This is a genomic window from Elioraea rosea (assembly GCF_007644105.1).
In the GTDB taxonomy this organism is placed as follows: domain Bacteria; phylum Pseudomonadota; class Alphaproteobacteria; order Acetobacterales; family Acetobacteraceae; genus Elioraea_A; species Elioraea_A rosea.
In genome coordinates this window covers 50,084-68,140 of sequence record NZ_VFAC01000017.1, presented here as the reverse complement: position 1 = coordinate 68,140, position 18,057 = coordinate 50,084, and the positions used below count along the sequence as shown (strand labels likewise).

Annotated in this window: 19 protein-coding genes and 1 other RNA gene; 12 read left to right on the top strand and 8 right to left on the bottom strand. The window is 70.1% G+C overall.

The annotated features are described in order from the left end of the window. Nucleotides 1-34: 34 nt before the first annotated feature. A complete protein-coding gene (locus tag FIF60_RS12170; protein ID WP_144186356.1) occupies nucleotides 35-550 on the bottom strand; it encodes an SspB family protein in 516 nt (171 codons plus the stop codon). A 90-nt stretch (nucleotides 551-640) separates the two neighbouring features. Beyond that, nucleotides 641-964: a transfer-messenger RNA gene (gene ssrA, locus FIF60_RS12165) on the bottom strand. Nucleotides 965-1,008: 44 nt separating this feature from the next. Here ssrA and thyX point away from each other — a divergent pair. The 3 genes from thyX to FIF60_RS22265 are packed head-to-tail and all read left to right on the top strand — an operon-like array spanning nucleotide 1,009 to nucleotide 3,033. Then, a complete protein-coding gene (gene thyX, locus FIF60_RS12160; protein ID WP_144186355.1) occupies nucleotides 1,009-1,947 on the top strand; it encodes an FAD-dependent thymidylate synthase in 939 nt (312 codons plus the stop codon). Nucleotides 1,948-1,965: 18 nt separating this feature from the next. After that, nucleotides 1,966-2,877, top strand: a complete 912-nt coding sequence (locus FIF60_RS12155) for a ribokinase (protein ID WP_144186354.1) — start codon at nucleotides 1,966-1,968, stop codon at nucleotides 2,875-2,877. Nucleotides 2,878-2,901: 24 nt separating this feature from the next. Then, on the top strand, nucleotides 2,902-3,033 hold the full coding sequence (locus FIF60_RS22265) for a hypothetical protein (RefSeq protein WP_275426716.1): 132 nt from the start codon (nucleotides 2,902-2,904) through the stop codon (nucleotides 3,031-3,033). 4 nt (nucleotides 3,034-3,037) lie between these two features. Here FIF60_RS22265 and FIF60_RS12150 read toward each other — a convergent pair whose 3' ends face one another. Further along, nucleotides 3,038-4,177, bottom strand: coding sequence for an Mrp/NBP35 family ATP-binding protein (locus FIF60_RS12150; RefSeq protein ID WP_144186353.1), 1,140 nt, complete (start codon nucleotides 4,175-4,177; stop codon nucleotides 3,038-3,040). Nucleotides 4,178-4,334: 157 nt separating this feature from the next. Here FIF60_RS12150 and hflK point away from each other — a divergent pair, with 157 nt between their 5' ends. The 4 genes from hflK (at nucleotide 4,335) to FIF60_RS12130 (ending at nucleotide 8,343) form a co-directional block, all read left to right on the top strand. Then, a complete protein-coding gene (gene hflK, locus FIF60_RS12145; protein ID WP_144186352.1) occupies nucleotides 4,335-5,537 on the top strand; it encodes an FtsH protease activity modulator HflK in 1,203 nt (400 codons plus the stop codon). Beyond that, complete coding sequence (gene hflC, locus FIF60_RS12140) at nucleotides 5,534-6,433, top strand: protease modulator HflC (RefSeq protein WP_144186351.1); 900 nt, start codon at nucleotides 5,534-5,536, stop codon at nucleotides 6,431-6,433. The genes hflK and hflC overlap by 4 nt, the downstream gene beginning before the upstream one ends. A 41-nt stretch (nucleotides 6,434-6,474) precedes the next feature. Further along, nucleotides 6,475-6,669 (top strand): DUF2065 domain-containing protein, encoded by a 195-nt coding sequence (locus FIF60_RS12135; RefSeq protein ID WP_144186350.1) that lies wholly within the window; start codon nucleotides 6,475-6,477, stop codon nucleotides 6,667-6,669. A 159-nt stretch (nucleotides 6,670-6,828) separates the two neighbouring features. Next, complete coding sequence (locus tag FIF60_RS12130; RefSeq protein ID WP_144186349.1) at nucleotides 6,829-8,343, top strand: Do family serine endopeptidase; 1,515 nt, start codon at nucleotides 6,829-6,831, stop codon at nucleotides 8,341-8,343. 58 nt (nucleotides 8,344-8,401) lie between these two features. Here FIF60_RS12130 and FIF60_RS12125 read toward each other — a convergent pair whose 3' ends face one another. Both FIF60_RS12125 and serB read right to left on the bottom strand, forming a co-directional pair. Continuing rightward, nucleotides 8,402-9,112 (bottom strand): TylF/MycF/NovP-related O-methyltransferase, encoded by a 711-nt coding sequence (locus FIF60_RS12125; protein WP_158639186.1) that lies wholly within the window; start codon nucleotides 9,110-9,112, stop codon nucleotides 8,402-8,404. A 75-nt stretch (nucleotides 9,113-9,187) separates the two neighbouring features. Continuing rightward, nucleotides 9,188-10,090, bottom strand: coding sequence for a phosphoserine phosphatase SerB (serB, locus tag FIF60_RS12120; RefSeq protein WP_144186347.1), 903 nt, complete (start codon nucleotides 10,088-10,090; stop codon nucleotides 9,188-9,190). Between the two features lie 23 nt (nucleotides 10,091-10,113). Between serB and miaA the strand changes: the two genes are divergently transcribed. From miaA to FIF60_RS12095, 5 genes are all read left to right on the top strand, one after another. Further along, nucleotides 10,114-11,112: a tRNA (adenosine(37)-N6)-dimethylallyltransferase MiaA gene (gene miaA, locus FIF60_RS12115; RefSeq protein ID WP_144186346.1), complete on the top strand. Its 999-nt coding sequence runs from the start codon at nucleotides 10,114-10,116 to the stop codon at nucleotides 11,110-11,112. A gap of 101 nt (nucleotides 11,113-11,213) precedes the next feature. Continuing rightward, the gene (locus tag FIF60_RS12110; protein WP_144186345.1) at nucleotides 11,214-13,022 is read left to right on the top strand and encodes an acetolactate synthase 3 large subunit; all 1,809 of its coding nucleotides are present in this window, start codon (nucleotides 11,214-11,216) and stop codon (nucleotides 13,020-13,022) included. 46 nt (nucleotides 13,023-13,068) lie between these two features. Beyond that, entirely contained in the window at nucleotides 13,069-13,578 is a 510-nt protein-coding gene (ilvN, locus tag FIF60_RS12105; RefSeq protein WP_144186344.1) for an acetolactate synthase small subunit, read from the top strand. Between the two features lie 122 nt (nucleotides 13,579-13,700). Beyond that, nucleotides 13,701-14,720, top strand: a complete 1,020-nt coding sequence (gene ilvC, locus FIF60_RS12100; protein ID WP_144186343.1) for a ketol-acid reductoisomerase — start codon at nucleotides 13,701-13,703, stop codon at nucleotides 14,718-14,720. An 11-nt stretch (nucleotides 14,721-14,731) separates the two neighbouring features. Next, complete coding sequence (locus FIF60_RS12095) at nucleotides 14,732-15,583, top strand: alpha/beta hydrolase (RefSeq protein WP_158639185.1); 852 nt, start codon at nucleotides 14,732-14,734, stop codon at nucleotides 15,581-15,583. Nucleotides 15,584-15,671: 88 nt separating this feature from the next. Here FIF60_RS12095 and FIF60_RS12090 read toward each other — a convergent pair whose 3' ends face one another. From FIF60_RS12090 to FIF60_RS12080, 3 genes are read right to left on the bottom strand one after another with little or no spacing between them, the layout of a single operon-like run. Further along, on the bottom strand, nucleotides 15,672-15,953 hold the full coding sequence (locus tag FIF60_RS12090) for an osmoprotectant transporter permease (RefSeq protein WP_144186341.1): 282 nt from the start codon (nucleotides 15,951-15,953) through the stop codon (nucleotides 15,672-15,674). Next, entirely contained in the window at nucleotides 15,950-16,924 is a 975-nt protein-coding gene (locus FIF60_RS12085) for a hydroxyacid dehydrogenase (RefSeq protein WP_144186340.1), read from the bottom strand. The genes FIF60_RS12090 and FIF60_RS12085 overlap by 4 nt, the downstream gene beginning before the upstream one ends. Nucleotides 16,925-16,936: 12 nt before the next feature. Next, nucleotides 16,937-17,908, bottom strand: a complete 972-nt coding sequence (locus FIF60_RS12080) for a hydroxyacid dehydrogenase (protein WP_158639184.1) — start codon at nucleotides 17,906-17,908, stop codon at nucleotides 16,937-16,939. Between the last annotated feature and the right edge of the window lie 149 nt (nucleotides 17,909-18,057).

The following is an 18,057-nucleotide window of genomic DNA, read 5'->3' as shown; positions in this document are numbered from 1 at the left end:
GGGCCAGACGGGGGGCTCGGGCCCGGCGGGCAGGTCAGCCCTTCGGCGGGCGCTTGCGGAACGCGTCGAGGCTGACGACCTGCGGCGCGTCCTCTGTCGCGGGCGGCTCGCCCTCGGGCAACTCTGGCGCCGGAGCGAGCGCGGTGCCGGTGCCTGGCTGCTCCGCCCCCTCTGGCGCATCGAAGCGAAGCCCGAACCGGACGGAGGGGTCGGCGAACTGGGTGATGGCCGCCCAGGGGATCGAGAGCTGTGCCGGCACGCCCCCGAAATAGAGCTTCACCGAGAAGCCGTCGTCCGTCGTGCGCAGGTCGTCGAACTGGTGCTGCAGGACGATCGTCATCTCATTGGGATACTGCGCGCGAAGCCGGTCAGGCATCCCGACGCCCGGGGCATCGGTGCGGAAGGTGAGGTAGAAGTGATGATCGCCCGGAAGCCCCTCTCCCGCGGCGCGGTCGAGGGCGAAGCGGAGCACGCCGCGAAGGCTCTCCTGGATCCAGCCTTCGTAGGGGAGGAGGCTGTCCTTCAGACCGGGCTCGTCCTGCTGCGCCATGCCGCGTTCGCACCTTCCAGCGTCGTTCTCGCGCGAGGCAAGCTAGATCGAGGCAAGCCCGCCTGTCACGTCTCCGACTTCGTAACGCAGAGTGGGGGGCTTCTGTTGCCCGGTGCCCCCCGAACCGCGCTTACCTGACCTTAATCAGGCAGCGAGCGCCATACGGCTGTTGTCGTTGGCACCTGAGGATCGGCCCGATAACGGCGGAACCATGCCGGGCAAAAGGTGAGTCTTTACCACGCGCGTCGAGCCTGTTTCGCCCCCTCGGCCCCCTCAACAGCATCGGGGAGAGTGGTGGAGGCGCCGGGCACTGCCCCCGGGTCCGCAACGCTTATTCCAAACACCGTTTATCGCCATAGCCGGGTTGCCCCGGCACCGAGGAATATAGGAAACCGGAGGCGCCGACGGAAGACCCGCGACTCGGCATCCCCGGGGCAAGCCAGGCAGGAAAGCCACGCATGGACCTGACAGAGGCGCAGTCAGCCGAGATCGCCGAGGCGCGCGCGGACGCGGTGCCCACCCTGCGGCCGACCGTCCCGGCCCTCGAGGCGCTGCTCTACACGGCCATCCCCGTGCTCGATCACGGCTTCGTCCGCGTCGTCGACTACATGGGCGACGATGCCGCCGTGGTGCAGGCCGCTCGCGTCTCCTACGGCCGGGGCACGAAGCGGGTGCAGGACGATGCGGGGCTGATCCGCTACCTGATGCGCCACCGCCACTCGACGCCCTTCGAGATGGCCGAGATCAAGTTCCACGTGAAGCTGCCGATCTTCATCGCCCGGCAGTGGATCCGCCATCGCACCGCGAACGTGAACGAGTACTCCGCCCGCTACTCGGTGCTCGACCGCGAGTTCTACATCCCGGCCCGCCACGCGCTCGCCGCGCAGAGCGCCGTCAACCGCCAGGGCCGCGGAGAGGTGCTCGACGGCGGGGAGGCGGAGGAGGTGCTCCGCCTTCTGCGCGAGGACGCAGCCCGCTGCTACGACCACTATGCCTGGATGCTGAACGAGGGCGAGGGGGGCGAGCCGGCCGAGCCGGACCGGCAGGGCCTCGCGCGCGAGCTCGCGCGGATGAACCTGACCCTCAACACCTACACGCAGTGGTACTGGAAAACCGACCTTCACAACCTCCTGCACTTACTCTCCCTGCGCGCCGACGCGCACGCCCAGTACGAGATCCGCGCCTATGCCGAGGCGATGCTCGACGTGGTGAAGGCCTGGGTGCCGATCACCGCCCAGGCCTTCGTCGACTACCGGATGAATGCCGCGCTCCTCTCGGCCCAGATGCTCGCCGCGCTGAAGCGCATGCTGGCGGGCGAGCAGGTGACCGCGGAGACCTCGGGGATGAGCAAGCGCGAGTGGCGGGAGTTCATGGCCACGCTCGGCCGCGAGGCCTGATCGGCGAGAGGTGGGGCGATGATCCTCGTGTTCGGCTCGATCAACCTCGACCTGATCGTGCCCGTTCCCGCCCTTCCCGCGCCGGGGCAGACCGTGCTCGGCGAGGCGCTTCGTACCGAGCCCGGCGGCAAGGGCGGGAACCAGGCCGTTGCCGCGGCGCGCGACGGGGCCAGGGTGGCGATGGCCGGCGCGGTCGGCGAGGACGCCTTTGCCGAACCCGCGCTTGCCACGCTCCGCTCCGCCGGCGTCGATCTCTCCAGGCTCGCCGCCGTGCCCGTGGCAACCGGTGCGGCTGCGATCTGCGTCGACCCCGAGGGCCGCAATCAGATCGCCGTGGCGCCTGGTGCCAACCTCTCGGCCAAGGCGGCGCAGGTGGCCGACGGCGACCTCGGTCCCCGCACGACCCTCGTGCTGCAGAGGGAGGTGTCGAGGCAGGAGACGGAGGCGCTGATCGCCCGCGCGAGAGGGCTTGGCGCGCGGATCATCCTCAGCCTCGCCCCGCCCGAACCGCTCGCGCGCGCCGCGCTTGAGGCGGTGGACGTGCTTCTGCTGAACGAGGGCGAGGCGGCCGCCCTTGCCGCGATGCTCGGAACGGCTGACGGCCCCGCCGCCCTCCGTGCCGCGCTCGGCCGGCCTTCGGTGATCGTCACGCGCGGCGAGAAAGGGGCGGAGGCAGCGACCGAAGAGGGCAGCCTCCACCAGCCTGCCTTTCCCATCACCCCGCGCGACACCACGGCTGCGGGCGACACCTTCGCCGGCGTGCTCGCCGCCGCGCTCGACCGCGGGGCGTCGCTGCGGGACGCGATGCGTCGGGCGGCGGCGGCGGCGGCGCTCACCTGCACGCGGCCAGGCTCGCAGGGCTCCATCCCCGATGCGGCGGAGACCGACGCGCTTCTCGCGCGCGGTGTGACCGCGTTCACCGCGCCTTGACGGTTGGCGGAGCAGGATACCCCCATGAACATGCTCTTCCCGACAGCGCTTCTCTTCGCCCAGGCAGGCATGATCGCCGGCTTCGCCGCTGCCTTCGCGTTTCCCGCGATGGCGATGGGCGCGGCCCAGGCGATGACGCTTCCTCCGCGACGCTGAACCGCTACTCGACGATGATTTTCGGTGCTGCCGCCTCGCGGCGCGCCAGGACGGCCTCGCACTTGGCCCAGACGCGGCCGGCGATGCCGCGGTAGAGCGCGGCCTCCTCGCCATCGGGCATCGTCGCGGTGATGGGCGCGCCCTCGTCCGACGTCGTGCGGATGTCGAGCCTCAGCGGGATCTCGCCCAGGAATTCGGTGCCGAGTCGCTCCGCCTCCCGGCGCGCCCCGCCATGGCCGAAGATCTCGCTCCTGTGCCCGCAGTTGGGGCAGCAGAAATAGCTCATGTTCTCGATCAGCCCGAGAACCGGCACGTTGGTGCGCCCGAACATCGCGATGCCGCGCCGGGCATCGATCAGCGCCACGTCCTGCGGGGTGGAGACGATGACCGCGCCGGTCAGCGGCACGCGCTGGGCCATGGTGAGCTGGGCGTCGCCCGTGCCGGGGGGCATGTCGACCACCATGATGTCGAGCTCGCCCCAGAGGACCTGGCCCATCATCTGCTCGAGCGCGCCCATCACCATCGGACCGCGCCAGATCATCGGCGTCTCCTCCTCGACGAGGAAGCCGATGGACATCACCTTGAGCCCCCATTTCTCCATCGGCGCGATCATCTGCCCCGCCGCGTGCGGCCGGCCGCGGATGCCGAGCATGCGCGGCACTGAGGGGCCGTAGATGTCGGCATCGAGGAGGCCGACCCGGAGCCCGCTCTGGGCCAGGCCGATCGCAAGGTTGGCCGCCGTGGTCGACTTGCCCACGCCGCCCTTGCCCGAGGCGACCGCGACGATCGCCCGGCAGTTGCCGAGGAGCTGCGGCCCCTTGCCCTTGCCGGCCTGGGCGGCGGCGGCCTGCGCGCCCCGGGTGGCGGGCGCGGGCTGAGCCTGGGCCTTCTCCCCCCGCTCTGCCGTCAGCACCACCGTTGCATTCAGCACGCCTGGCAGCGCGTTCAACGCCGCCTCTGCCGCCCGGCGCAGGGGTTCGAGCGCTGCGGCACGCTCCCGCGGCACCTCGAGGGCAAGGGAAACCAGCCCATCCCTGACCTGCAGCCCCTGCACCATGCCGAGCGACACGATGTCCGCACCCCGCTCTGGGTCGCGCAGCCGGGCCAGGGCCGCGAGCACGGTTTCGGGTGTCACTGCGTTCATCACTTGAAAACCCCTGCGGACTGGACGATATCCGGGCGGGCCGAAGGGGCATGATCCCTCCGGCGTTTTGGCGCAACCATCGGGGCCGCGCTGCCGTGGCCGGATATGGGGCGCGGCAAAGAGGCTTCCAACAGCGAGAAGGCCGGGAACAGAGCACATGCCCTGGACCAACAACAGCGGGGGCGGGAGCCCCTGGGGCGGAGGCGGACGTCAAGGCGGCCCGTGGGGCGGCGGCGGTGGCCCGCAGCTCCCGCAGGCCCCGAATCTCGACGAACTTCTTCGCAAGGGCCAGGACTTCGTCCGCCGGTTCCTTCCTCGGGGCTTCGGCGGTGGCAAGGGCCTCGCGATCATCGGCGTGATCCTCGTCGGCATCTGGCTGCTTTCGGGCTTCTATCGCGTGCAGCCCGACGAGCAGGGCATCGTGCTTCGATTCGGCGCGTTCAACCGCATCACGGCGCCGGGCCTGAACTACGCGCTGCCCGCGCCGATCGAGAGCGTGCTGACGCCGCGGGTCACCCGCATCAACCGCATCGAGGTCGGCTTCCGCAGCCCGGAGGGCGCGAACATCCCGGTGACGGCGCGCCCCGTGCAGTCGCGCGACATCATCGAGGAGAGCATGATGCTCACCGGTGATGAGAACATCATCGACATCGACTTCTCGGTGCTTTGGCGCATCAGCAACGCCGCCGAGTACCTCTTCAACATCCGCAACCCCGAGCAGACGGTGAAGTCGGCCGCGGAGAGCGTGATGCGCGAGGCGATCGGCCGCACGCCGATCCAGCCGGCGCTGACCGAGGCGCGCGCGCAGATCGAGCAGGCCGTGCGCACCGGCACGCAGGCGATCCTCGACCAGTACGGCGCCGGCATCGAGGTTACCCAGGTGCAGCTGCAGAAGGTCGACCCGCCGCCTGCGGTCATCGACGCGTTCCGCGACGTGCAGCGCGCCAACGCCGACCGCGAGCGCCTCCGCAACGAGGCAGAGGCGTTCCGTAACGACATCATCCCCCGGGCCCGAGGCGAGGCAGAGCGTCTCGTCCAGGAGGCGCAGGGTGAGCGCGAGGGGCGCATCGCCCGGGCGAACGGCGAGGCGCAGCGCTTCGTCTCGGTTCTGACCGCCTACAGCGAGGCACGCGACATCACGCGCCTGCGCCTCTATCTCGAGACGATGGAGGAGGTTCTTCGCCAGAGCCCGACCATCGTGGTCGACGACAAGGTGCAGAACGTCGTTCCGTTCCTGCCTTTGAACGAGTTGAACCGCGGGGCACGCCAGGCGAACACCGGCGCCGGTTCGGCTGGCGGCACGGTGGTTGACCGGCCGCAGCCCACCCCCTCGGCCCGCGCGTCGGGAGCATCGCGATGAACCAGAAGCTTGTCATCGGAGGCGTCGTCGCCCTCGCGGCCGCCGCCTTCATCCTCTTCTCCACGCTGTTCACCGTCCACCAGACGCAGCAGGTCCTGGTGGTGCAGTTCGGCAAGCCCGTGCGGGTGATCACCGAGCCGGGGCTGAACGCGAAGCTGCCGATCGTGCAGAGCACGATCAGCTTCGACCGGCGCCTGCTCGACTACAACATGCCTGGCGAGGAGGTCATTCTCAGCGACCAGCGCCGACTGATCGTCGACGCCTTCACGCGGTTCCGCATCACCGACCCGCTGCAGTACTACCAGACGGTCGGGTTCGGCGAGGACGCGATCCGCGCGCGCCTCTCCTCGATCGTGACCTCGGCACTGCGCCGCGTGCTCGGCAACGAGCCGCTGCTCGCCGTGCTCTCGGCCGATCGCGGCCGGATCATGGGGAGCATCGCCGAGCAGGTGAACACCGAGGCGCGCCGCTTCGGCATCGAGATCGAGGACGTGCGCATCCGCCGCGCCGACCTGCCGGAAGAGAACACGCAGGCCATTCTCAACCGGATGCAGTCCGAGCGTGAGCGTGTGGCCCGCGAGGCGCGCGCAGAGGGCGCCGAGGTGGCCACCCGCGTGCGCGCCGGCGCCGAGCGCGAGCGGACCGTCATCCTCGCCGAGGCGCAGGCCCAGGCCGACATCCTCCGAGGCCAGGGCGAGCAGGAGAGCATCCGCATCCTCGCGGACGCGTTCCAGCGCGACAGCCAGTTCTTCGCCTTCTGGCGGAGCATGCAGGCCTATCGCGAGGCGTTCGGCGAGGGCGCCGAGGGCGGCCGCCTCGTGCTGACGCCGGACAGCGAGTTCTTCCGCTTCTTCAAGGACATCCCGCAGGACGTGCGGGCCGCCGGGGTGCGCTGAGGCCACCCCGCGCTGCCCACCCGGCGCCTTGGGCCGGCGGGATGACGCAGGCTTCCATTCTTCTGGCCCTCGGCCTCGTGATCGTGGCCGAGGGCCTTTTCTATCTTTTCGCTCCAGGCGAGGCGCGCCGGATGCTCGCCTCCGCCGCCGCACTTCCGGACGGCGCCGTCCGATTGCTCGGCCTCGCGGTCGTGGCGATCGGGGCTGCGGCACTTGCCGCCCTGGCGCTGGAGTGAGCTCCCACATCAGAAACCCGGGAGAGCCAGGCGGCCGCGCTTCCGGTTGCGCCGGATCGACCCCATACTGTGAGCAGCGGTGATGAGGACGCGGTGAGACCGCGCCCCGGTAACGATCACCCCTTTTCGACCTTGGCCTTCGAACCAGGCAGGATGCCCATGCGCTTCTCTTTCCGTCCCGCGGTCGCCCTCGTGGCGATCGGCCTGATGGCAGCACCGGTCGTGCTGCCCGCGCCCGTCGTGGCGCGGTCCGCGCCCGAAAGCTTCGCCGATCTCGCCGAGCGGCTTCTGCCATCGGTGGTCAACATCCAGACGACGCAGACCGTGCAGGCGCGCGGCGACCGTCAGGGCCCGGACGTGCCGCAATTCCCGCCCGGCTCGCCCTTCGAGGAGTTCTTCCGGGAGTTCTTCGACCGCCAGCAGCGCCAGGGCCAGCCGCAACAGCCCCAGCGACCCCGCCGGGCACAGAGCCTCGGCTCGGGCTTCATCATCGAGTACTCGAACGGCGAGGGCTACGTCGTCACCAACAACCACGTGATCGATGGCGCCGACGAAGTGAACGTGGTGCTGACCGACAACACCACCCTGCGCGCCGAGATCGTCGGCCGCGACCAGCGCACCGACCTCGCCCTGATCCGCGTCAAGAGCGAGCGCGCGCTGCCGACGGTCCGCTTCGGCAACAGCGACACGTCCCGGATCGGCGACTGGGTGGTGGCGATCGGCAACCCGTTCGGGCTCGGCGGCTCCGTGACCGCCGGCATCGTCTCGGCCCGCGGCCGCGACATCCGCATCGGCCCCTATGACGACTTCATCCAGACCGATGCCGCGATCAACCGCGGCAACTCGGGCGGGCCGCTGTTCAACATGGCCGGCGAGGTCGTCGGCATCAACACGGCGATCTTCTCCCCGACTGGGGGGTCGATCGGCATCGGCTTCGCCATCCCGTCGAACATCGCAACGAACGTCGTCACCCAGCTTCGCGAGTTCGGGCGCGCCCGCCGCGGCTGGCTCGGCGTGCGCATCCAGCAGGTGACGGACGAGATCGCCGAGAGCGTCGGGCTCTCTGGCGGCCCGCGCGGCGCGCTCGTCGCCGGGGTGAACGAGGGAGGCCCGGCCGACCGCGCGCGCCTGCAGAACGGCGACATCGTCCTGAAGTTCGACGGCACCGACATCCGCGAGATGCGGACCTTGCCGCGCGTCGTCGCCGAGACGCCGATCGGCAAGCAGGTGCCCGTGATCGTCTGGCGCTCCGGCCGCGAGCAGACACTGACCGCGACGGTGGGCGAGCTTCCGGAGGAGACGCAGCAGGCCGCGGCCACGCCGGGGCCGCAGGACAGGGGCGGCCGCCCGGTCGAGATCGCTGGGTTCGGGCTCCGCGTCTCGTCGATCACGCCGGAGATGCGCGAGCGTTTCAGCCTGAGCACGGAGGCCAAGGGCGTCGTGGTTGTCGAGGTGCTGCCGAACAGCCCCGCCGCAGAGCGTGGCGTGCGGCCCGGCGACGTGATCGTCGAGGTGCAGCAGGAGGCGGTGGCGACGCCCGCCGAGGTGCAGGAGCGGGTGGACCGTGCCCGCCAGGCCGGCCGGCGCAACGTGCTGATCCTCATCGAGGGCCAGCAGGGGCTCCGCTGGGTGCCGCTGCCTGCCGCGCCGGCGACCGGCCGCGCGCCTGGCTGAGGGACCGAGGCGCAGCGACCCTAGCGGGACGGGGCGGCGGCAGCGCCGCCCCTCCGGCTCAGCCCCGGGCGAGCACCCCCGTCGGGGTCGAGCGCACGAGCGCGAAGCGCGGGTCTTCGGCGAGGAAGGCCGCGACGGCCTTCGCGCAGCCGCCGAAGTCGTTGAAGTCGTCCAGAACGATGCGACCTCCCGCGGGCATCCTCGGCGCGAGCGATCTCAGCACGAGCAGGACGGGATCGTACCAGTCGCAGTCGATATGGGCGAAGGCGACGGTCGCGGGGAGCTCTCCCGGCATCGTGTCGCTGAAGAGCCCCCGCACGAGCCTGATGCCGCTGCCATCGACGGGCAGGCCATGCCGGGCGAACGCGGTCGTGACCTCGCCGAACAGGTCGTTGACGTACCCGTAATAGGGGCGGCCCGCGAGGCCTTCGCTACGGCCCTCCCGGATCACGGCGTGGCGCTGATGCGCCTCGGACGGGTCCATCTCCCCGGGGGGCGGGATCATGCCGAAGAGGTCGAAACCGGCGAAGCGTCGCCTGGGCCGGGCAAGCCTTGCGAGCACGATCGCAGAGCCGCCCGCCGCAACGCCGGCCTCGACCACGTCTCCCTTGACCCGGGCGGCGTCGACTTCGGCAAGCGCGCCGCGCAGAACGGAGAACCGGTCCTCGCCGAGATAGGTGAGACCGTCGGCGCGGACGGCGGCGATCAGCCGGTCTATCCGGCTACGGAACAACCGCGCAACGCGATCGCCCAGACCGAAACCAAACATGCCAGGCATCCTCGCCGGTTCTCCGACAGGACCACGGTAGAACCGATTCGACAGCGACGCGACCTGCCGATCCCATCACGGCTGCGCGACGATCTCTCCCGCCGTATAGCCCTGCGCCCAGAGAAGCGCGGTCAGATCACCATGGTCGATGCGCACGCGCGCGGCGGCTGCGACCACGGGCTTGGCGCGGTAGGCGACGCCGAGCCCCGCGGCCTGCAGCATCGGCAGGTCGTTCGCCCCGTCGCCGACGGCGAGCGCCGCGGCCAGCGGCAGGCCCTTCGCGGCGGCGAGGTGGCGAAGGGTGGCGAGCTTAGCATCCTTGTCGAGGATCGGCTCGGCCACGCGGCCTGCGAGCGTTCCCTCCTCGATGATCAGCTCGTTGCCCTGGTCCATGTCGAAGCCGAGCGAGGCGGCGACTCGGCCGGTGAAGTAGCGGAATCCGCCCGAGACCAGCGCTGCGTAGGCGCCGTGCCCGCGCATCGTCGCCACGAGCGTCGCAGCACCCGGCATCGGGGCGATCCGCGCATGCGTCTCGGCGAGCGCGCTCTCGGGAAGGCCTTTCAGCATCGCCACACGCTCGCGCAGCGCCGCGGTGAAATCGAGCTCGCCATTCATCGCGCGGGCGGTGATCGCGGCGATGCGCTCCTTCAGCCCGGCGAGCCCGGCGAGCTCGTCGAGCGTCTCGCCGACCACGATCGTGCTGTCCATGTCGGCGACGAGAAGCTTCTTCCGCCGCCCGGTTGCGGCCTGCGAGACGAGGTCGAGCGCTTCGCCGGCGAGCGCCTGCCGAGCGGCCGCCTCCGCCGCGTCGGGCGCGATGTCCTCGAAGGGGATGTCGGCCGCCTCGCCCTCCTTCAGCCAGCGCGGCGTGGCGGCGACGGCGCCGAGCGCGCGGATGGCCTCGCGCGCGCAGTCGAGCCGGGCGCGGGACAGCGTGCCGCTGCCTGGCGGCGCGATGACGGTCAGTACATGCTCCATGGCCGGACCATGGCGGCAGCTTCATGAGCGCGCAAGACGACGACACCCCGCCCGCGCTGATCGTCGCGGGGCCGACCGCAAGCGGCAAGTCGGCGCTCGCGCTCGCACTCGCCGAGCGGCTCGGCGGGGCGGTGATCAACGCCGATTCCATGCAGGTCTACCGCGACCTGCGGATCCTGACCGCGAGGCCGACGGCGGAGGAGGAGGCGCGCGTGCCGCATCTCCTGTACGGCGTGCGCGATGCGGCCGAGCCCGCCTCGGCAGGCTGGTGGCGGCGCGAGGCGCTCGCCTCCATGCGGCAGGTCACGGAACAGGGGCGCGTTCCCGTCCTCTGCGGTGGCACGGGGCTCTGGCTCGCCGCGCTCGCCAACGGCATCGGCGCCCTGCCCGCCATCCCGGACGATGTGCGCGGCGCGGCACGGACGCTCGAGGCAGAGATCGGCGCAGAGGCGCTGCATGCCCGCCTTGCCGCGGCAGACCCGGAGACGGCCGCCCGCCTCGAGCCTGGAGACAGCCAGCGCGTGATCCGCGCCTGGGAGGTTCTAGCAGCGACGGGCCGAGGCCTCGCCGCCTGGTGGCGCGAGGCGCGCGAGCCGCCCGCGCCCTACCGGTTCGCGATGATCCTCCTGAAGCCGCCGCGCGCCGAGCTGCGGGCCGCGATCGATGCTCGGTTCCTCGCCATGATCGAGGCCGGTGCGCTCGAGGAGGTGCGCGCACTCGCCGCGCGTCGGCTCGACCCCGCGCTGCCGGCGATGAAGGCGCATGGCGTGCCGAACCTCGCCGCCGCGCTCGCCGGGCGCATCCCGCTCGCGCAGGCGATCGCCGAGGGCCAGGCGATGGTGCGGCAGTATGCCAAGCGGCAGGACACGTGGTTCCGGCACCAGGAGGTCGTGCCGCAAACGGCGATGCATACGATCCATGCGCGCTTCGCAGGTCTGACGCAACTTTCGGAACAGGAAATGGCGGATTTGTTTGCGTTTATTGACAGAAACCGGTTGACGCACCGCATCAATCACGCCTAGATGCGCCCGACGGTGGCCTCGGCGATGACCCGCGGCCGCCGTTCGTGCTCGTGGCGCGCCGCCACGGCACGTGCGCAGGCGAACGGGGAAGAACCAGCATCATGTCCGCGACGGAACGGCCAGCCCAGGACCTCCTTTCGGGAGCGGAGATCGTCCTCCGCGCGCTGAAGGACCAGGGCGTGGACGTCATCTTCGGCTATCCGGGCGGTGCCGTCCTGCCCATCTACGACGCGCTGTTCCAGCAGAACGCCATCCGCCACATCCTTGTCCGGCACGAGCAGGCGGCCGTGCACGCGGCCGAGGGCTACGCGCGCTCGACAGGCAAGGTCGGCGTCGTGCTCGTCACCTCCGGCCCAGGCGCGACGAACGCCGTCACCGGCCTCGTCGATGCGCTGATGGACAGCATCCCCGTCGTCTGCCTGACCGGCCAGGTGCCGACGCACCTGATCGGCAACGACGCGTTCCAGGAAGCCGACACCACCGGCATCACGAGGCCGGCTACCAAGCACAACTACCTCATCAAGAACGTCGATGATGTCGGCCGCATCGTGCACGAGGCATTCTACGTCGCCCGCGCCGGCCGTCCGGGCCCCGTGGTGATCGACCTGCCGAAGGACGTGCTGATCAACAAGGGCAGCTATCGCGGCCGGCCCGAGGACGGCCATCGAAGCTACCGCCCGACCACCGAGCCCGACGCGGCTTCGATCCGCCGCGCGGTCGAGATGCTGAAGGCAGCGAAGCGCCCGGTGGTCTATGCGGGCGGCGGCGTGATCAATGCCGGGCCCGAGGCGTCACGCCTTCTGACCGAGTTCGTGCACCTGACGGGCTTCCCCTGCACCAACACGCTGATGGGCCTCGGCGCCTTCCCGGCCTCCGACCGCCAGTTCCTCGGCATGCTCGGCATGCACGGAACCTACGAGGCGAACCTCGCCATGCATGGCTGCGACGTCATGCTGAACATCGGCGCGCGGTTCGACGACCGGGTGACGGGCCGGCTCTCCGCCTTCAGCCCCGGCAGCCTGAAGATCCACGCCGACATCGACCCCTCCTCCATCAACAAGAATGTGCGGGTCGATTGCCCGATCGTCGGCGATGCGGAGAAGATCCTGCGCGCGCTGATCGCAGCCTGGAAGGCCGACGAGACGAAGCCCGACACGGGCGCGATCGCGGCCTGGTGGAAGCAGATCGAAGGCTGGCGCGCGCGCGACTGCCTGCGCTTCCGGCAGGCGACGTCGGCAGACGCGATCATCAAGCCGCAATACGCCATCCAGCGCCTCTACGAGCTCAGCCTGGAGACCCGGAAGGACACGTTCATCACCACGGAGGTCGGCCAGCACCAGATGTGGGCCGCGCAGTACTGGAAGTTCGAGAGGCCGAACCGGTGGATGACCTCCGGCGGGCTGGGCACGATGGGCTACGGCCTGCCGGCGGCGATGGGCGTGCAGATCGCGTATCCCGACGCGCTCGTCATCGACATCGCGGGCGAGGCCTCGATCCTAATGAACATCCAGGAGATGTCGACGCTCGCGCAGTACCGCCTGCCGGTGAAGGTGTTCATCCTCAACAACGAGTACATGGGGATGGTGCGGCAGTGGCAGGAACTGCTGCATGGCGGGCGCTATTCCGAGAGCTATTCCGCCGCGCTGCCCGATTTCGTGAAGCTCGCCGAGAGCTTCCACGGCGTGGGCCTGCGCGCGACCAAGGTGGGCGAGCTCGACGACGTGATCCGCGAGATGCTCACCGTCGACCGTCCGGTCATCGCCGACATCTGCGTCGACCAGAAGGAGAACTGCTTCCCGATGATCCCCTCCGGTGCTGCGCACAACGAGATGCTGCTCGGCCCGGAGGACGAGGCGCCGAAGGGAGCCAGCAAGCCCGGCGTGACCGAGGAGGGCATGGTGCTGGTCTGACCGGCTCGGGCGGGGCAGGTTCTCTTTCCTTGGTGAGTATCCTCAGATGACAGAGACGACGACACGCCAGGCGGTGATGGCCGTTCTGGTGGAGAACGAGGCCGGCGTGCTCGCGCGCGTGATCGGCCTGTTCAGCGGACGCGGCTACAACATCGACAGCCTGACCGTCGCGCCCGTGGACGAGACGAAGCATCTCTCCCGCATCACCATCGTCACTTCCGGCACGCCGATGGTGATCGAGCAGATCAAGGCGCAGCTCGACCGCCTGGTGCCGATCCACACCGTGTCGGACCTGACGCTCGAGGGGCCGCACATCGCGCGCGAGATGGCGCTGATCAAGGTGGCCGGCACGGGCGAGCGGCGCGTCGAGGCGCTCAGGATCGCCGATGCGTTCCGCGCCCGCGTCGTCGATGCGACGACGGAAAGCTTCATCTTCGAGATGACCGGCTCGACCGACAAGCTCGACGCCTTCATCAACCTGATGCGGCCGCTCGGCCTCGTCGAGGTGAGCCGCACGGGCGTTGCCGCCATCGCGCGCGGGCCGAAGGGAATCTGAGGCGCGGCCGACGCCTGCCGGATCTTTCAGACCCGCGCTTGTCAGGCCACTGGGGCGACGCTAGACCCCGTGGCCAGCGTTCCGAAACCGAGACACCGACCGAGAGAGGGGAGGGAAAACCGATGCGCGTCTACTACGACCGCGATGCCGACGTGAACCTGGTGAAGGGCAAGAAGGTGGCCGTGATCGGCTACGGCAGCCAGGGCCATGCCCACGCCAACAATCTGAAGGACAGCGGCGTCGCCGAGGTCGTGGTCGGCCTGCGCAAGGGCTCGGGCGGCGTTGCCAAGGCCGAGGGCGCCGGGCTGAAGGTGATGGACCCGGCGGATGCCGCGAAGTGGGCCGACCTCGTGATGGTGCTGACGCCGGACGAGGGCCAGGGCGATCTCTACCGCGAGAAGCTCGGGCCCAACATGAAGGAGGGCGCCGCACTCCTGTTCGCGCACGGGCTCAACGTGCATTTCAACCTGATCGAGCCGCGCCCGGACATGGACGTGCTGATGGTCGCCCCGAAGGGGCCCGGCCATACGGTGCGCTCGGAGTATCAGCGCGGCGGCGGAGTGCCCTGCCTCGTGGCGGTGGCCCAGAACGCCACGGGCAACGCGCTCGAGCTCGGCCTCTCCTATGCATCCGCCATCGGCGGCGGCCGCGCCGGCATCATCGAGACGACCTTCAAGGAGGAGTGCGAGACCGACCTCTTCGGCGAGCAGGTCGTCCTCTGCGGCGGCCTCGTCGAGCTGATCAAGGCCGGCTACGAGACGCTGGTAGAGGCGGGCTACGCCAAGGAGATGGCGTATTTCGAGTGCCTGCACGAGGTGAAGCTGATCGTCGACCTCATCTACGAGGGCGGCATCGCCAACATGAACTACTCGATCAGCAACACCGCGGAGTACGGTGAGTACGTGACAGGCCCGCGCATCATCACGGATGCGACGAAGGCCGAGATGAAGCGCGTGCTTTCCGACATCCAGACCGGCAAGTTCACGCGCGACTGGATGCTCGAGAACAAGGTGAACCAGGCCTCGTTCAAGGCGACGCGGCGCAAGATGGCCGAGCACGACATCGAGGTGGTGGGAGAGAAGCTCCGCGCCATGATGCCGTGGATCAAGAAGAACGCGCTCGTCGACAAGAGCAGGAACTGATCGGAGGATCCGTGGCCGGCCAGGTCGTCGCCTTTCCCCGCCGGGACAAGCCGGCGGACGCGCAGGGTGACGGGCTCGAGCTCCTTCTCTCGGGGCCCGAGGACGAACGGCCGGCCACGGTTCTCTTCCTGCACGGCGCCGCCGCCGGCGCCTGGATCTGGGCCGAGCATCTGATGCCGGCCCTTGCGTCATCCGGCTGGCGCACAGCGGCCGTGTCGTTCCGCGGCCATGGCGCCTCCTACGGTCGGGGGCTTCTCCACACCTGGGGGCTGCTCGACTACCTGATCGATGCGCGGACCGCGATGGCATCGCTCGAGGGCCCCATCGTCATCGTCGCGCATTCGCTCGGCGCGCTCGTCGCGCAGATGCTGCTCGGCGACCCGCGCATCCGCGCGATGGTGCTGATGGCGCCTGTGCCGGCGGAAGGGCTCGCTGGCGCCAATGTGCGCCTCGCCTTCACTGACCCGATGCTGTGGCAGGAGGTGGCGCGCATGCCCTTCCTCTCGCCCGACACGAAGCCCCCCGAGCGGCTTCGCCATGCCCTCTTCAGCGAAACGCTGGATGACGCGCGCGCGGGCTCGCTTCTCTCGCGCATGCAGCCCGAAAGCCTGCGCGCCCTGGCAGAGGCGCAGTGGCCGCGCCCCGTCGGCTCGGCGCGGCTTCTCGGCGTGCCGATGCTCGTGCTCGGCGCAAAGGCCGACCCGCTCGTGCCGCAGGACGCCGTGATGCGCACCGCCTGGTTCCACGGCGCCGACCGCGCGATGCTCGAGCGCATCGGGCACGCGATGATGATCGATGCGGGCTGGGAACAGCCCGCTTCCCTCGCCCGCGCCTGGCTCGAGGGGCTGTCGCTCGGGCGCTGACAACCCGAAGCCTGCCTGAGACTGCGCTGCCGTGGCCTGGATGGCGCGGGTTCCGAGAACCGGAGCGGAGCGGTCTTGAGGGCGGCCTTCAGTTCCAGCGCGGGTTCAGAATGATCAGCATTCCGAAGAACACGACGTAGCCGACCGCAGGAATCGCGAGCAGGGACAGCACAGCGCTCGCAAGCCCGGGCCGGCCGGCGCGGCGAAGCGCGATCCCGCCGCCGATGACCGCGGCGATGCCGCCGAGAAGAAGGAACCACGCTCCCGGCGCATAGAGCGCGGTTCCGTCGGTGAGCCCCCAGAGGAAGAAGAACAGCGCGACCGCTGCGGCGGCAAGATCGATGCCGAGGAGCGCGCGGTAGAGCATCACGCGTTGCGCCGAAGCACCTCGGGGTTGACGACCACATGCGGGTCGAGCGTGCCCGCGAAGCAGGCGAGGATGCTTTCGGCGCAGCTCATCGCCATGCGCCGCATGCCCTCCTCGGTTCCGGCGGCGGAATGCGGCGTGCCGATGACGTTGGGAAGCTTCAAGAGCGGGTTGGTCGCCACGGCCGGTTCCTCGACGAACACGTCGAGCCCCGCGGCGGAGACGCGCCCAGCCCTGAGCGCGCCCGCCAGAGCGGGCTCGTCGACGAGCGTTCCGCGCGCGGTGTTGATCAGCATCGCGCCGGGCTTCATCGCGCCGAGGAACTGGGCATCGACGATGCCCCTGTTCTCGGCGGAGCCGGGGATGTGCAGCGTCACCACGTCGGCTTCCGCGAGCGCCGTGCGGAGGTCCTCGACCGGCGTGTAGCCGAGGCCCTTGATCGTGTTCCACGGCACGGCCGGGTCGATCACCGAGACGCGCATCCCGAAGGCGGAGCAGAGCTTCGCCACCCTCGTGCCGATGCGACCGAACCCGATGATGAGCACCGAGCGGCCGGCGAGGTCGACCGTCGGCATGTCGGGCACCAGCCCCCAGGCGAGCTCGCGCAGCCTCTGATCGTAGCCGGTGACGCGGCGCGCGCAGGCGAGCATCAGCATCAGCGCGTGCTCGGCAACGCTTCCCGCGTTGGCCTCCGGGGTGATGGTCAGTGGAATGCCGCGCGCGGTGAGCGCGGGAACGTCCACCGCGTCGTAGCCGACGCCGTGGCGCGCGACGATCTTCAGCTTCTTGCCCTTGGCGATCAGCGGCGCGTCGATCCTGGCGAGCCGGACAGTGATGGCGTCCGCCTCGCCGATGCGGGCCTCAAGCGCCTCGGGCGTCACGGGGTCGAGCACCTCGACCGTGACGCCGGGCGCGGCCTTCATCAGCGCGATCGCATCCGGGTGGATCGCGCGCAGGCAGAGGACATGGGGCATGATGAAACGACCTCAGGCGTTCTTGCGCAGCACTTCGGGGTTCACGAGGTAGCCCGGGTCGATCTTGCCGTCGAAGCAGTCGAGGATGTTCTGGGCCGACCGCTTGGCCATCTTCGCGAGGCACTCGTCCGGGGTCGCCGCGTTGTGCGGGGCGAGCACGACGTTCTCCATCGCGAACAGCGGATGGTTCGTCTGCGGCGGCTCGACGACGAGCACGTCGAGACCGGCCGCGGCAATCTTCTTCGCCTTGAGCGCCTCGATCAGCGCCGGCTCGTCGACCACCCCGCCGCGGGCGGTGTTGATCAGCCACGCGCTCGGCTTCATGCGCGAGAACACCTCGGCGTTCACGAGGCCCTTCGTGCCGGGATGCAGCGGGCAGTGCAGCGTCAGCACGTCCACCTCGGGGAGCACGGCCTTCCAGTCGGGCGCGGGGATGTGCCCGTCCGCGGCGATGCGGGGGGTGGGGAAGGCGGGGTCATGCACCATCACGCGCATGCCGAAGGCCTGGGCGAGCTTCGCCACGCGCGTACCGATGCGGCCATAGCCGACCACCAGCACCGTGCGGCCGGCGAGCTCGTGCATCGGCGGCATCTGCCCCTGGCGCCATTCGCCGCGGCGCACCTTCGCGTCGTACTCCACCGTGCGGCGGGCGACGGCGAGCATCAGCATCATCGCGTGCTCGGCGACGGAGAGGTCGTTCGAGCCGTTGGCGACGGCGACGGGAATGCCGCGTCTCGTGCAGGCGGCGATGTCGACCGTGTCGTAGCCGACGCCGTAGCGTGCGACGACCTTCAGCCGCGGCGTCGCCTCGAGCACCGCCTCGGTGATCGGCTCGAGCCAGAGCAGCACGGCATCGGCCTCCTTCACCCGCTCGGGGAACTCGGGCGAGCCTGGCCGCAGCGTCTCGAAGGTGACGTCGGGGCGGGCCTCGAGCAGAGACAGACCGGCCTTGTGCAGTTGGCCTGCGAGCAGCACGTGCGGCATGGAGCGGCGTTCCCTTCCTCGGATGGATTGTCGTTCGGGTGGCGGCATCCTGCTTCCGCCGCTCCGTTCCGGCAACGGGGGGCGCTTGCCGAATGGGGCCGGTTTGTGGATAATCCGCCCCATGAGCGACTGGCTGAGCCGCGCCCGCC